This is a genomic window from Gordonia sp. NPDC003424 (assembly GCF_053588655.1).
This window is the reverse complement of the sequence record NZ_JBSFQJ010000026.1, coordinates 16,200-31,071: the sequence shown is the minus strand read 5'-3', so window position 1 is coordinate 31,071 and position 14,872 is coordinate 16,200. Positions and strand designations below refer to the sequence as shown.

The 14,872-nt window shown below is 65.1% G+C and carries 11 protein-coding genes and 1 pseudogene; 3 read left to right on the top strand and 9 right to left on the bottom strand.

Going from position 1 to position 14,872, the window contains the following annotated elements; genetic code table 11:
* Nucleotides 1-4: 4 nt before the first annotated feature.
* Nucleotides 5-427, bottom strand: a complete 423-nt coding sequence (locus ACWDTI_RS25170; RefSeq protein ID WP_449740865.1) for a nitroreductase family deazaflavin-dependent oxidoreductase — start codon at nucleotides 425-427, stop codon at nucleotides 5-7.
* Nucleotides 428-466: 39 nt separating this feature from the next.
* Between ACWDTI_RS25170 and ACWDTI_RS25165 the strand changes: the two genes are divergently transcribed.
* Nucleotides 467-1,840, top strand: coding sequence for an FAD-binding oxidoreductase (locus tag ACWDTI_RS25165; RefSeq protein ID WP_449740864.1), 1,374 nt, complete (start codon nucleotides 467-469; stop codon nucleotides 1,838-1,840).
* A 299-nt stretch (nucleotides 1,841-2,139) separates the two neighbouring features.
* Here ACWDTI_RS25165 and ACWDTI_RS25160 read toward each other — a convergent pair whose 3' ends face one another.
* The 6 genes and pseudogenes from ACWDTI_RS25160 to ACWDTI_RS25135 all read right to left on the bottom strand — a co-directional run bounded on the left by ACWDTI_RS25160 (nucleotide 2,140) and on the right by ACWDTI_RS25135 (nucleotide 9,164).
* Nucleotides 2,140-3,822: an acyl-CoA dehydrogenase family protein gene (locus tag ACWDTI_RS25160; protein ID WP_449740863.1), complete on the bottom strand. Its 1,683-nt coding sequence runs from the start codon at nucleotides 3,820-3,822 to the stop codon at nucleotides 2,140-2,142.
* A 236-nt stretch (nucleotides 3,823-4,058) separates the two neighbouring features.
* Nucleotides 4,059-4,676: pseudogene (locus ACWDTI_RS25155) on the bottom strand (TetR/AcrR family transcriptional regulator C-terminal domain-containing protein); the annotation flags it as partial.
* Between the two features lie 137 nt (nucleotides 4,677-4,813).
* Nucleotides 4,814-5,713, bottom strand: a complete 900-nt coding sequence (locus ACWDTI_RS25150) for a 2-hydroxyacid dehydrogenase (RefSeq protein ID WP_449740862.1) — start codon at nucleotides 5,711-5,713, stop codon at nucleotides 4,814-4,816.
* Nucleotides 5,710-6,981, bottom strand: coding sequence for a M20 family metallo-hydrolase (locus ACWDTI_RS25145; RefSeq protein WP_449740861.1), 1,272 nt, complete (start codon nucleotides 6,979-6,981; stop codon nucleotides 5,710-5,712). Before ACWDTI_RS25145 ends, ACWDTI_RS25150 begins: the two co-directional genes overlap by 4 nt.
* 13 nt (nucleotides 6,982-6,994) lie before the next feature.
* Nucleotides 6,995-7,774, bottom strand: coding sequence for a class II aldolase/adducin family protein (locus ACWDTI_RS25140; RefSeq protein ID WP_449740860.1), 780 nt, complete (start codon nucleotides 7,772-7,774; stop codon nucleotides 6,995-6,997).
* Nucleotides 7,775-7,844: 70 nt separating this feature from the next.
* Nucleotides 7,845-9,164 carry an MFS transporter gene (locus ACWDTI_RS25135; RefSeq protein WP_449740859.1) on the bottom strand — a complete coding sequence of 440 codons (1,320 nt, stop codon included), beginning with the start codon at nucleotides 9,162-9,164 and terminating at the stop codon, nucleotides 7,845-7,847.
* Nucleotides 9,165-9,586: 422 nt separating this feature from the next.
* Here ACWDTI_RS25135 and ACWDTI_RS25130 point away from each other — a divergent pair, with 422 nt between their 5' ends.
* Together ACWDTI_RS25130 and ACWDTI_RS25125 are read left to right on the top strand one after the other, a co-directional pair.
* Nucleotides 9,587-10,612, top strand: a complete 1,026-nt coding sequence (locus ACWDTI_RS25130) for a PucR family transcriptional regulator (RefSeq protein ID WP_449740858.1) — start codon at nucleotides 9,587-9,589, stop codon at nucleotides 10,610-10,612.
* A gap of 306 nt (nucleotides 10,613-10,918) precedes the next feature.
* Nucleotides 10,919-13,519 (top strand): LuxR C-terminal-related transcriptional regulator, encoded by a 2,601-nt coding sequence (locus ACWDTI_RS25125; RefSeq protein WP_449740857.1) that lies wholly within the window; start codon nucleotides 10,919-10,921, stop codon nucleotides 13,517-13,519.
* A gap of 18 nt (nucleotides 13,520-13,537) precedes the next feature.
* Here the strand turns inward: ACWDTI_RS25125 and ACWDTI_RS25120 are convergent, their stop codons facing one another.
* Both ACWDTI_RS25120 and ACWDTI_RS25115 read right to left on the bottom strand, forming a co-directional pair.
* Entirely contained in the window at nucleotides 13,538-13,756 is a 219-nt protein-coding gene (locus ACWDTI_RS25120; protein WP_449740856.1) for a hypothetical protein, read from the bottom strand.
* A 113-nt stretch (nucleotides 13,757-13,869) separates the two neighbouring features.
* Nucleotides 13,870-14,856 (bottom strand): HEAT repeat domain-containing protein, encoded by a 987-nt coding sequence (locus tag ACWDTI_RS25115; RefSeq protein WP_449740855.1) that lies wholly within the window; start codon nucleotides 14,854-14,856, stop codon nucleotides 13,870-13,872.
* Nucleotides 14,857-14,872 lie beyond the last annotated feature (16 nt).

Here is a 14,872-nt window from a genome sequence, read left to right as displayed (position 1 = left end):
GGGTTCAGGCCGTCGGGGTGAGGCGGAAAATCGGGAACCGGCGGCCCTGCGCGGTCTCGGTGTACTTGCGGAAGCCGTCGGACTTGTCCAGGAAACGCTGCCACGCGTCGTTCCAGTCGCTGTCCGGAATCTCGGAGACGCGGGCTCGACGCTCGGTCACCCCGCCGGACGTGGGCGTCTCGATGGTCACCTCCGACATGGCACGGATGTTGTGCACCCACGCCGGCGTCGCGGGCGAGCCGCCGGCCGATCCGACGACCAGCCAGCCGTCGTCGGCGGGCAGAGCGAGCAGGGGATTGACGCGAGGTTCGCCAGATTTTGCGCCGACGGTGTGGACGAGGATCAGGTTGTCGCCGAAGCCGGCCGTCGTCACGTGCCCGTTGTTGGTCCGGAACTCGTCGATGATCTGGCTGTTGAAGTCGCTCACGTCTTCATTGTGCCGGGCGGAGGTGGATATCGTGGTCGCATGAGCGTCACCACCGTCGACACAGGTTCTCTGGCCGCAGCACTCCCGGACGGGATGGTGGTGACCGATCCCGACATTCTCGCCGGATATCGCCAGGACCGGGCACAGGATCCCGATGCGGGCACACCGCTGGTGCTGATCCGGCCCACGACCACTGCCGAGGTGCAGACGGTGGTGCGGTGGTGCGCCGACAACGACGTCAAGATCATCACGCGCGGCGCGGGCACGAGCCTGTCGGGCGGATCGACGGCGGTCGACGGGGCGGTGATGCTCTCGACGGAGAAGATGCGGGACCTCACCATCGACACCGCGACGCGCACCGCGGTGGCACAGCCGGGCCTGTTCAATTCCGAGGTCAAGGCCGCCGCCGCGGCAGAAGGGCTCTGGTATCCGCCGGATCCGTCGTCCTTCGAGATCTGCTCGATCGGCGGGAACGTCGCGACCAACGCCGGCGGATTGTGCTGCGTGAAGTACGGGGTGACCACCGACTACGTGCTCGGACTGCAGGTCGTCCTGGCCGACGGACGGGCCGTGCGACTCGGCGGCAAACAGCTCAAGGATTCCGCCGGCCTGCCCCTGACCAAACTCTTCGTCGGCAGCGAGGGCCTACTCGGCATCATCACCGAGGCCACGCTGCGGCTGCTGCCGCCGCAGGCACCGGCCTGCACGGTGGTCGGCACCTTCTCGTCGGTCCACGATGCCTCCGAAGCCGTGCTGGCGATCACCTCGAAGATCCGGCCCGCGATGCTCGAGTTCATGGACAAGGTGTCGATCAACGCTGTCGAGGACATGCTGCACATGGATCTCGACCGCGAGGCAGGTGCGTTGCTCGTCGCACAGTCCGACGCGCCGGGCCCCGCGGGCATCGCCGAGGTCGAGATCATTCAGCAGGCGTTCGAGGCCAACGGCGCCGACGAGGTGTTCTCCACCGACGACCCGGAGGAGGGCGAGGCGTTCACCGCCGCCCGGCGTGCGGCGATTCCCGCCGTCGAGCGCTTGGGTTCGCTGCTTCTCGAGGATGTTGGCGTACCACTGCCGGCGTTGCCTGCGCTGATCGACGGGGTGGGCAAGATCGCCTCCGACAACGACGTGATGATCTCGGTGATCGCGCACGCCGGCGACGGCAACACCCACCCGCTGATCGTGTTCAACCCCGACGACGCCGACGAGTCCGCACGCGCACAGTCCGCGTTCGGGCAGGTCATGGATCTGGCAATCGAGTTGGGCGGCACCATCACCGGTGAGCACGGCGTCGGCCGGCTCAAGAAGGGCTGGCTGCCCGCTCAGGTGGGCCCCGACGTGATGGACCTGACCCAACGGATCAAGGACGCGCTCGATCCGCAGGGCCTGCTCAATCCCGGCGTGATCCTGTAGTCCCTTCGCTCCCTGGGCATCCGGCAAGGAACGGGTGGGTATCCTCGCTTTTGCTCCCTGAGCAGCCCGCGAGGAACGGGTGTCCCCGTCTTCGCTCCCTGAGCAGCGCGAGGAACGGTTGTCCCCGTGTTCGCTCCCTGAGCAGCGCGCGAGGAACGGGTGTCCCCGTCTTTGCTCCCTGAGCAGCCCGCGAGGAACGAGTGGGCGTGTCGAAGGGACACCCGCCGACATGAGCCACACCCACAGAGGGGTCTTGCGTGCACAGTGCACACAAGACCCTCCCACAGCGGTGGCTGGTGTCAGTGCCGCTCCAGAATCGCGGCGAGGTCCGCACCCGCCGGCAGCGCGCCGTACTCGAAGTTCCGGTCCTCACCCAGCCGTGCGGCGATGAATGCGTCAGCGACCGGAGTCGGCGAGAACCGCACCAGCAGTGAGGCTTCCAGCGCCAGCGCCATCGACTCAACGACCGCACGGGCACGTCGCTGTGCTGCCTGTGCGCCGTCTCTGTGAAGCTCCCCGAGATCGATGCGCAACCGGTCGAGGTGGGCGTCGAGCGTTGCGTTGCTGCCGCGCGCGAGGTGGACCTCGGCGTCGAACGCAGCCACCGACTCCGGTTCTCGGGTCATCGCCCGCAGCACGTCGAGGGCGATCACGTTGCCCGATCCCTCCCACACGGCCATCACCGGTTGCTCGCGGTAGCGCATCGCCAGAGGGAAGTCCTCGGTATAACCGTTGCCGCCCAGGCATTCCAGCGCCTCGTACGAGTGGTGCGGTCCCCGTTTGCAGATCCAGTACTTCGCCACCGCGACGGCGAGGCGTCGGAAGGAGCGTTCCTGATCGTCGGCATCCTCGTCGTGTGCCCGCGCCAGTCGGATACCTGTGACGGTCGCTGCCTCGGATTCCAGGGCGAGGTCGGCGAGTACCGCCGCCATCGCGGGCTGATCGGCCAGTGTCGCACCGAAAGCGGCGCGGTGCCGGGCGTGCCAGACGGCTTCGGCGACGGACTGTCGCATGCCGGCTGCACTGCCGAGCAGGCAGTCGAGGCGAGTCTGGGAGACCATCTCGATGATCGTCCGGACCCCGCGGCCGGGTTCACCGATCATCACCGCGACGGTGCCGTCGAGTTCGATCTCGCTCGACGCGTTGGACTTGTTGCCCAGCTTGTTCTTCAGGCGCTGGATCTTGAACACGTTGCGGGTGCCGTCGGGGAGGACACGCGGCAGCAGGAAGCACGAAAGTCCTTCGCCCGCAGCGCCTTGCGCCTGTGCGAGGACGAGGAAGGCGTCCGACATCGGAGCCGAGCAGAACCACTTGTGTCCGGTCAGCAGGTACTCCGCGCCCGGGCCGCCGGCCCCGACCGGTGTGGCGACGGTGGTGTTGGCGCGGACATCCGACCCGCCCTGCTTCTCGGTCATCGACATGCCGAAGATCGCCGACTGCTTGTCGGCCGACAGGTCGGGGGAGTAGCTGCGCGACAAAGCTTTCGGCACCCAGAGCGCGGCGACGTCGGGCTGCACCTCGAGTGACGGGATGACCGCGTGCGTCATCGACACCGGGCAGGCGTGTCCCGGTTCGATCTGCCCGAACAGCATGAATGCGGCGGCGCGCACCACGTGCGAGCCGGACTGGGGGTCGGCCCAGCATCGCGTGTGGGCGCCGTGGGCGACCGACGCCGAGATGATCCGGTGATACGACGGGTGGTACTCGACCTCGTCGATGCGATGGCCCCAGCGGTTGAAGGTGTGCAGTTCGGGGGTGATGGTGTTGGCCAGTTGCGCGTCGTGCTGGAACTGTTCGGTGCCGACGAGTGCGCCGATCTCGCGGAGCTCGTCGTCGGCCCAACCGCCGTCGTGACGCCGGACCGCTTCGACGAGAACGGTATTGAGCTCGTACTCGTTGACGTTGACGCGTGGCGCCGACTGGTTGAACACCTCGTGCGTGGTGTGCGGCTGCGGGTGGGCGTGGGTAGTGGACTGGGTCACGATCGGTTCCTTCCGGACTTTGCTTTCGCTGGGTGAGTAGTTTCCGAGGCCATGCCCGAGGGTGCGTCTTTCCTCGCTGGTTGAGCACCCTGCGAAGCGATTCCCGAGGGTGCGTCACCTCTCGCTGGTTGAGCACCCTGCGAAGCGATTCCCGAGGGTGCGTCACCTCTCGCTGGTTGAGCAGCCACCGAGGCGCTAGCCGAGGGGGCGTCGTCGAAACCACCTCCGCCGCGATGGATCTTCCGGTCCAGCACATGCTCCGGGATCTGCAGGTTGGTGAACACGATGGTCACGGCGTCCTCGAGCGAGGAGTCGAATTCCCTTCCGGTGGCTGCCTTTTGGACTGCGATCCCGAAGATCGCGGTCCAGAAGGCCTTGGCTTCGACGTCGATGTCGGCGCGCAACTGCCAACCGGTCCGGACGAGCGTGTTCACCAGTGCCTGTTCGCCGCGCTCATGCAGGGTGCGCAGGGTTTCGGTGATCGTCTCGCGCAAGTCGGTCCGTCGTGCGACGAGAAGCATTGCGGTGGTGAAGAGTTCGATGTCGCGGCCATGGTCCCCGAGGAGGCTTGTGACCAGTGTGCTGGTGTAGTCGCGAACGGTGGTAGTCCGCGCGGCGGATTCCTCGGCGTGCCGACCGGCACGAAGGACCGCGGCGCAAGCCACTTCGACGAACATCTGCTCTTTGGAGCCAAAGTAGTAGGTGACCTGATTCGGGTAGGCGTCGGCCCGTTGGCAGATCTGAGCGACCGAGGCGGTCTCGCCGTGCTCGGTGAACACCTCGGTGGCGGCGCGCAGCAATGACTGTCGCGTTGCCTTGCCGGCGTCGCGGGTGGCTCGCCCTTTGGTGGTCATCATCTCCTCAAGTGTTTGTATGACAAACAATAACTGAGGTGAGTGCGCTTGACAACCACCACCACTGCACCGGCAGATGGATCCGCAGCGTGCCAGCTGCTCAGGTGAGTGGCGGGCGCCCTCGATGCGTTCGGGGACTACGCAGCACTGAGATTGCTCAGCACTTCGGCGAACTGGCTGGCCGGACGCTCCACACTTCTCGTCGAGTACCACGCGGCGTGCGGTGTGATGACCGTGTTCGGGGCACTGAGCAGCGGGTTGTCCGGCAGCGGAGGCTCGGCGGCCAGGACATCGAACGCGGCGCCACCGAGATGGCCGGACCGGAGCGCGGCGGCGACGGCGTGCTCGTCAACAATGCCGCCGCGGGACATGTTGACCAGCAACGCTCCTGATCGCATCGCGGCCAGGACGGGTCCGTCGATGGCGCCCACGGTGTCGAATGTGAGTGGAACATGAACGGACAGAACATCACTGGTGCCCACCAACTGATCCCAGTCGACCTGGCGCACCCCGGTATCGGCCGTGATGCAACGCCGCGCACACACCTGGACGTCAAAGCCCAGGAGTTGTGCGCGTTTCGCGACGGCAGAACCGATTGCGCCGAAGCCCCAGAGCCCGAGCGTCGTCTGGGAGAAAGGCCTCGGACGCCGGTGTGGAAGTTCCCACGAACCGTCGCGCACCGCCCGGTCCGACCCGGGGATGGCCCGACTCAGCATGAGTATGAACGCCAGCGTGTGCTCGGCAACCTCGTCGGTGCAGTAGTCCAGGGTGTTGACGACGGCGATCCCGCGTGCGGCCGCGGCATCGACGTCAAGGTGGTCGACGCCCACCGAGGTGGCGCCGAGCACGCGAAGATCTGGCAGGGCGTCGAGCATCTCCGCACCGATCCGTCCGGCGTCAGGGCTTACGCTCATCGCATGAATTCCTGGGCTGCTGGGGATTTCGGTGGTGAACTGCACCGACCACCCGTCCGGCCACCCCTGTGGCGGCGGCTCGAGAAAGCGTGCCGGATCGACGATGACCGCGCGGAATGTCATCGAGGACCATCCCCGTCGAGATCGCCTGCCATCATCCGGTAGAGCACCTCGGTCAGCATATCGACCCCGGCGCACGAATCCTCGTTGCGGGTGAACTCGCCCTCGTTGTGCGAGACGCCGTCGACGCTCGGTACGAACAGCATGACGGACGGCACCATTTCCTTGATGTTCACCGAATCATGCCCGGCCACCGTGAGCACCTCGGCATTGGTCAGGCCGAGATGCTCGGCGGCCTTGCGGGCCAATGCCACCCCTTCCTGGGGGAAGGGGTTCTGCCCCCATTCGTGCGTGCATTCGACCGCGATGGAAACCTGCGCCCGGTCTTCGATACTCGAAAGACGCTTTCTCAGAGAGGCTTCGGCCGCGCGGAGCGTGGATTCGTCGGGAGACCGCATGTCGAGGTTGAAGCGGACCTCTCGCGCCACGACGACCGGGGAGTTGGGCTCGATGACCATCTGACTCACGGATGTGTGGAGGGGAGCGTCCGCGAACTCCTCGGCAAGTTCTCTTGCGAGGACCACAACCATCGACGCGCCGAGTAGTGCGTCGCGCCGGTCGCTCATCAGGGTCGACCCGGTATGCGATTGGTCGCCGGTCACCGTCAGGGCAAGTTTGCGGGCTCCCCAGGTGGCCGACACCAATCCGATTGTGGTGTTGCTGTTTTCCAGAGAGCGACCTTGTTCGATGTGAATCTCGGCATAGCCGGACACGGCAGGCATGACAAAGTCGCCGACGGTGCCTACCTCGGCCAAAGCTTCGCGAACGCTCACGCCGTTCAGATCGGTGGTCGACAGCGCGTCCTCGCCGCTCATCTTGCCGGAGAACACCGAGCTGCCCATCATGCTCGGCACGAAGCGACAACCCTCTTCGTTGAACCAATTCACAACTGCCACATTGAATTGTGGCACCTCGTTCGATTCTGACCATCGCGCGAGGGCGCGGACGGCCGCATGAGCGGACGCGAGCACGCCGTACGCGCCGTCGAATCGACCTCCGCGGGGTTGGCTGTCCATGTGGGAGCCGGTCAGGATGTAGGGTGCGCCAGGATGCGGTGTCAGTAGACCGAATTGGTTCCCGACGCTGTCGTAGCCGGTTTCAAATCCGTGGTCGGTGAGCCAGCTCTTCAGCCAAGAGCGTTGCGCACCATCAGATTCTGTTGCCGCTTGTCGGTCGACACCACCACGCTCGGTGGCGCCGAAGGTCGACATCGTTGCGAAATCTGTCAAGAACGTCTGCGCGGGGGATGTTTGAATGGTCGTCGTATTCATGATCACTCCAGTCTCAGTTGCGGTAATCCGGCGCGAAGCTCTCGACCTCGCGCAACAGCGCGCTCCATGCGAGATCCCAGTTGTCGCTATTGTCACGGTCATTGGTGGCGCCGACGGGCCGTTCGTTGTTGAGTTGTCGGGCCGTCCTCTCGCATACCGCTGCATCCGGGATGATCAGGTCGACCCCGGTCGACTGTGCCGCGACCTGAATCTCGCAGGCGCGCTCGAGATAGAACATCCGAAGGAAGGCTCGCGCCGCGCTGTCACCGGTCGTGAGTAGCCCATGGTTACGCAAGATCAGAGCGTTGTTGTCGCCCAGATCGTCTACCAGTCGCGCCTTTTCGGCATCATCGAGAGCAACACCCTCGTAATCGTGATAGGCCACGCGGCCGTAGAACTCCATCGCTGTCTGGTTGTAGGGCAGCAGCCCATCGGACTGCGCGGCCACCGCGCAGCCGGCCTTCGTGTGCGTGTGCAGCACGCAGTGCGCGTCCGTCCGTGCCTGATGGATGGCGCTGTGAATGACGAAGCCGGCGGGGTTGACACGAAGCTCTGAGGGGGACAACAGATTCCCGTTCAGATCCACCTCGACAAGGCTCGACGCGGTGATCTCGTGGAATAGCAGCCCGTACGGATTGATCAGAAACCGTGGCTCGGCCCCGGGCAGTCGCTGCGAGATGTGAGTGAAGATGAGGTCGGTCATGCGATAGTGGGCGACGAGCCGGTACACGGCCGCAAGTTCTTCGCGCAGTTCGGTTTCGGTGCGCTCATCGAGCGCTATGGCGTTGGTCATCGGATACTCCCTGAATGTGGAGGATGATGTTGTGGGCATGATCGTGTCTCGGTGAACGGTCGACGAGGCGTCAGTGCTTGAGTCCCGCTTCGGGGATGCACAGCCTGCGAGCCCAGATGGCTCCACCCACGGTGATCATCGCAAGGACTACGAGCATGAGGGCACTCGGCCACAGGACGTCGCCGGTCACAGTCAGGACGGCCGTCGCGAGCAGTGGAACCAGCCCACCGACTACTCCGGAAAGATTGGAGCACACCGCAACCCCACTGTAACGGACCTTGGCCGGGAACAAGCTGGTGACGATGGCCCCCTGGACCGAGTACGCATACGACAGGGCGCAGACGCCAATCGTCATCGCGATCACAACCCACAACGGGTTTCCGGTGCCGATGAGCCAGAAGACCGGTACGGCCAGCACCGCCGAACCGACGCCGGACCAGATCGACACGGCTGTCGAGCCGAACCGTTGCCCGAGACGGCCTCCGGTCCAGATCACCGCCAGCTCGAAGGTCGCTGCGATGAAGGTCGCGGCCAGCAGCAGGGTGGGACTCAGGCCGAGAACGCGTTTTCCGTAGCTGATGATGAACGTCGTGACGATGTAGAAGCCGGCAACGCCCAGCAATCCCACTGCCGCACCGGCCAGGATCTGCCGCCAATGCTTGACGAAGACCTGCTTGAGGGGGGCGCTGGCCACCTCACCCTCCTCCTGCAGCTCCAGGAAGGCAGGCGACTCTTCGAGTCGTCGACGCAGCATCACGCAGAAGACGAGCAGCGGCAATGCGAGAAGGAACGGGATGCGCCATCCCCAGTCCTTGAAGTTGTCTTCCGACACCAGTGCTGAGGTCACGAAGAAAGCACCTGAGGACAGAATGGTGCCGACCGGCGAACCCAGCTGCGGGATGGCGGCGAACTTCGCGCGATGCGCCGGGGGTGTGTTCTCGGTGGTGAGTGTCACCGCCCCGCTCCACTCACCTCCCACGGCCAGCCCCTGCAGGATTCGCAAGGTGACCAGCGCAATCGGAGCGATCGCACCGATGGAGAAGTAGTTCGGTAACAGTCCGATCAGCACGGTCGCGACGCCGATCATGACGATCGTGGTCAGCAGAACCTTACGGCGACCGATTTTGTCCCCGAGCCAGCCGAACAGCAGGCCACCGAACGGGCGGGCGATGAATCCCACAGCCAGCGTCGCGAACGATGCCAACGTGGCAGCGAGTGCATTGTCAGATACGAAGAACTGGGCGTTGAAGACCAACGCGGCAGCCGTCGTGAAGAGAAAGAAGTCGTACCACTCCATCGCGGTGCCGACGAATGCGGCCAGCGCGACACGGCGCGCAGTCTCTACGCCAGCGGTGGGTGCGACGGTGTCGCCGGTGGTGGTCGGTGTCATAACTAACCTCGGAAGTCGAAATGTACGGGGGAGAACCTCGTCGTTCCTGAATTCATGAAACCGCCTCGCCAAGGGTCGCCGATAGGCCGATTTGCCCCTCAATCATTCGACGTGCTTGTGCAAATGCACATAGAGTGAGGAGTCGGGGAGGCTGCCCCGTCACCGGTGCCACAGCACAAAGCGCCAGCTCACGACCCGTACCGGCCGCGATCGGACGTCAGCACCCGACCTATCCGCGACAACTGCACGTGACACAGACGTAATAGGCCGAAACGGAGCCGCTGATGCGAAACCTTGCGGAACGGCGCGCGGACAGCCTGCCTCGTTGGCTGGAACTGGTGGCCGCGACCGGGCGCGAGTTGGACGATTTGGTGAGTTCGTTCATCACCGAGGTCGGCGCCATCCCGACGTATCGGAGCGGTGTGCTCGACGAGGCTCATCTGCGCGAGACCGCGCACGAATCGATCGCGCTCATCCTTGAGGCGGTCAGCAAACAGACCAGTGCGTCGACATTGAGTGGCTTCACCGGGCAACTGGGCCGCGAGCGTGCCCGTCGTGGCGTGCCCGTCGAGGATCTGGTGGCCGCGGTTCGCCTCGACTTCCAGGTCATCTGGTCGGGACTTCTCTGGCGTGCAACGCACGCCGACATGATGGTGCTGGCGCTGCACGTGGACGAGTTGTGGACGGTGATCGACGAGTATGCGCGCAGCGTGCAGCACAGTTACCTCGACGAACGCGCCGCCATGGCCAGGTCCGCCCACGACGAACAACAAATCTTCCTGGCGGAACTGTTCGAACCTGCGGCAACAGTGCCAGGCCGCCTCACGCGAATCGCTCGGGCGCTCGACGTGGACGCCGACGGCGATTTTCGAGTCGCCGCACTCGAGAGACATGCCACTCACGACGCGTACCGGGCCGTCCAAACCGTGACCGCTACCGGCGCGAAGATGTTCGCGATCAGACACGGTGACGCCGTATTGGCCCTCTGGCCGGTCGGCAACAAACTGCGTGATCACGCCACGGAAATTCAAACCCGGTCACTGGCGGGAATGGCAGCGGGTCTTGTTCCCCGCGTTCATGGCCTCAGCGGCGTGCCCAAAGCAGCTTCGGCGGCGTGTGAACTTCTTGCGGCGCTGCAGCCGAATGAGCAACGGTTGCTCACCGCCGAAGAAGCGTGGGCGCGGATGAGCAAGGCTCACCTCGATCTCGGACAGGAGTTCACGTCCGACGTCCTCGATTCGTTGAATCGGTTACCAGACGTCGAGCGTGAACCTGTCGTCGCCGCCGTTGCCGCTTACCTGGAGTGCGGCAGTATCAGTGTCACCGCGAAAACCCAGTACTGTCACCGTAATACCGTCCTCAATCGCCTCGCTCGGTTCCGGGCGCTGACCGGTCTCGACGTCACGATTCCGCGCCAAGCGGCGCTGGCGGTACTCGTTCTCTCCTGAGCCCTGTCAGGCGTCGTCAGGTCCAATCCGGCGACGTTGTGATTCGTGGTCGACGCGGCCGGCGCCTACCCGTTCTTGTTGCAGCTCATCGGTGCCCGGCGCGGTCCGGCGTCGGGTCAATGGTCATGGTTGACGCGACTGCAAGATTCTTGATGTGGACGCGAATTGACGGACAGACGGCTCGATGCCTGGACGGAAAATCACAGTTCACGCCGTCGAAATGCACTGGAGATCTAGTGCTACTCGAATCCTCCCACCACTGCCGGAAACGCCAAATTCCGACACATGGAAGATTAGGCTCGGTTCATGACAGGAGCGTGGCCGCTCGTCGAACGCCCACGCGAGTTCGACGCGATCCGGGCAGCGTTGAGACCAGAGCGCGGCATCGGATGCGGTGTGCTGCTCACCGGTCCGGCCGGAGTCGGCAAGACCACCCTTGCGCGTTGCGTGACCGAGTCTGTCGACAGTGCTGTGCGGTGGGTGGCTGGCACGGAATCGGCACGCAGCATTCCGCTCGGCGCATTCGGACATCTGATCAGCCCCGGAACTCTGCGCGACCCGGTCTTGATCCTTTCGGCTGTCCGCGACGCGCTACTCGCCGACGGTCCGCTCGTGCTCGGCGTCGATGATGCGCACCTGCTCGACCAGCTCTCCGCCACACTGCTCCACCAACTCGCCATCGACCAGACCGCTCACATCATCGCGACGGTACGCAGCGGCGAGAACGTGCCCGACGCCGTCACGTCGCTGTGGAAGGACGGTTACCTGACCCGTCTGGACTTGAGCCCGTTCACCAAGAAGCAAAGCATCGAGTTGGTCGAGTCAGCGCTCGGAGGACACCTCGAGGGGCTCTCGGCAGACCTCATGTGGGAAGCGTCCGGAGGCAACGCACTCTTTCTGCGGCACCTCGTCGAGGGTGCGCTCGACGCCGGACGGCTGCGCAAGGTTCGCGGGGTGTGGCAGCTCCGCGGACGTGCGACGATCACCAACGAACTCGCCGTGCTGTTGGAGGGGCGCATCGAACGCCTCCCGGACAATGTCATCGATGCGCTGAAGATCCTGAGTCTGTGCGAACCGATCAACCTGGATGTCCTCGGTGAACTAGCGGGAACCGAAACCGTCGAGGAGGCCGAGGCGCGTGGCCTCATCCACGTCTCGCAAGACGGGGATCGATTCATCGCGCGGTTCACCCACCCACTGTTCGGTGAGGTGATCCGCCGACGGCTGGGCGTGACGACATCCCGGCGGCTGCGTGGCCAACTCGTCAAGGTCATGCGGGCACGAGAAAGGGGCCGCGAATCGGATCGCATTCGTCTCGCCGACCTTGCTCTCGGAAGCGATCAACCCGTCGACGTCGACCTCCTCGTTGATGCCGCACTCGCGGCCGTCGCGTTGAGCGACGTCGCTGCGGGTGAACGGTTCGCCCGCGCGGCGGTGCAACGCGGCGGCGGCCTCGAAGCCGCGGACCTCCTTGCCCGCGCACTGCTGTGGCAGGGGCGCGCGCAGCAGGTCGAGGAGCTGATGATCAAGTTCGATCCGGACCAACTCGATGATCCCTCTCTGTTGCGATGGGGATCGACTCGGTGCTCGAATCTGTATTTCTCCGTTGGGAATGCGGAGGAAGGTGACCCCATCCTCGCAGTCTTGAAGTCGAGGATCTCCGAGCCTCCACTCGCGCTGATCGTCGAAGGTCTCGAATCCGCGTCGGCCTTCTACCAGAACCGACTCGACGATGCGTTGGCCATCGGCCGGCGACTTCTTGCGCTGCCGGCCGCGCCGTCGTGGGCGATCGCCTGGGCAGTGCTGACCGTCAGCCTGACACTCGGACCTATTGGGCGTGGCAACGAAATCGATGAGGTCGCCGCCAGGCTCGAACCGGTCAAGAGTCGCGTGGACAGACTGCTCGTCCACCTCGCCGAATTCGGTGAAGTCCAAGCACTCACGCAGACAGGTCGGTTCGCGGGCGCGGAGAGCAGGGCTGCCGAGTTCGGTGGATTCTCGACGTCGGGGCAGTACCTTGCATGGGGTATGGCAAGCACCATGCTCGGCTGGGTCGAAGTGGCTCAAGGCAAGTTCGGTCATGCGGTGGACACTCTCGAGGCCTCGGTCGCAGCGCTACTGTCTGATTCCACTCCGGCATGGAGTTTTCCGGCACGGATCGCACTGTGCAAAGCTCACGCTGCGCTCGGCCGCTCCGCCGACGCCGAGTCGGTCATCGCGGTGGCCCGGGATAGGCTCGGCCGGCGTCACGCCGTCTTTCAACCGCAGATACAAGTTGCGGAGGCGTGGATGGCCGCCGCGGAAGGCACACCGACCCGCGCAATCGAACTCGCACATGCGGCCGCGCAGGCCGCCGCTGATTCCCACCAGTTCGCCATCGAGGCGGACGCATTACACGCGGCCGCAAGGTTCGGCGATCGTAACGGTGCATCTCGCCTGGCCGAACTCGCCGGACAAATCGACGGGCCGCTGGCCCCGCTCTATGCGCGCCACGCCGCCGCTGTCGTCGCGGATAACGGTTGCGAACTCGATTGCTGTGCAACTGAATTCGAGAAGCGTGGCGCCTTGTTGTCCGCGGCCGATGCGGCAGCCCAAGCGGCGAGTGCGCACCATCATCACGATGATCGGCGACGAACCGCCGCGTCGGCGGCAATCGCGAACAGACTCGCTGCGCTGTGCGGTGGGGCGGACACGCCTGCGATCCGTGCGGCCGCCGAACCGCTTCCGTTGACCGTCCGCGAACGCGAGATCTCCAACCTCGTCGCGGCAGGGCTCTCCAATCGCCAAGTAGCCGAGCGCCTGCACCTCTCGATACGGACGGTCGAAGGCCACATCTACCGAGCCTGCACCAAACTCGATGTGGCAGACCGAGAACAACTCGCCGCTTTCCTGTTGAAGGGGTCTTAGCGCCGACAGCGAACTCGGCTACACCGACTCCATCGCTGCGTCATCGTTCGGCACCTTGCCGATCTCGGGGACCGATTCCGTGGACGCCACCATACCGTCGGCCGCGATCACCACGACTGCACGTGACAGGAGTTCGACATCGGATCGTCGACGATGGTGAGCGGCGGTGTTGGACGAGACAACCGTCTTCTCGATTGCTCCGAAGACCGAGACTGATTGTGCCGTCAGTACTTCCATGCGGCGCGTCTCGCCGAAACCGTGGGCGATCAACTCACAGTTGGCGTACCGCGTCGCGGCTTCGACCGGATGAATTCGGAACCCACCTCTCATCTCGATGGAGTGAGGCGCACTCAGCTCGGGGAAGGGCCCGATGCGAGAACCGCTGCGGCGGTGGCCGCGACGGTGTGGTCGGCATCCTCGGTGAGATCGGTGAGCACACTCCGGGCGGCCTGATGGGGAATCTCGGCGAGCGCCTGCACGATTCGCAGTCGTGTCGCCGGGTCTGCGGTGCCGAGCCTTTCTCCGAGCGCCGCAACGGCATCGGCTCCGCCGACCCGGCCGAGCGCCTCGGCCGCCTCCACATCGTGACGACCGGTGACCACCATGTCGACCAGGACATCGAAACCGTGGCGGTCGCCGCGGGCCGCAAGGGCCAGCGCGGCTCGGTCACGCACGGTGTCGTCCGTGTCCGACACCGCACCACGCAGCAGTCGGGTCACCCCATCCGCGTCGAGGTCGGCGATCGCGTCGGCGGCCCGGCGCCGCACCACGACATCGGGCGAATCCAGGCCCTCGCTCAATGCCGGCAACGCCCGCTCGTCGGCGCGCGCCAACGACCAGCGCAATGCCCCGGCCACGTTGGGATCATCCTCGGACAGAAGAGCTTTCACCAGCTCATCGACGGGGATTGGGTCGTCGGCGGTCTGGGACAGAACGACCTGTTGGCGTCGGGCCGCCGACGACGACTCCAGCGCCCGCAACTGCGTGAGCACCCTGAGTACATCCTCCCACCCGGCGGGGGATGAGGAATCGACGCGTTCCAGCCGGGCCAGGAGCTCCCGTTCGTCGGCGATCCGTTGCCGGGTGCGGTCGATGAGATCGGCGACCATCCTCGACGGTGAGAAGTCCGGATCGTCGAGCGCGCCCTTGACCTCCGGGAGGGTGAGGCCAAGGGTTCGCAGACTCTCGACGTGGAACAGTCGGCGGATGTCGTCGGCACTGTACTCGCGGTAACCACCCGAGGTGCGGCCGGTCGGGGTCACCAGCCCGAGCCGGTCATAATGCCGCAGCATGCGGGCGCTGACCCCCGACCGCCGCGATACCTCACCGATCAACATGGCCGCCTGCCATCGT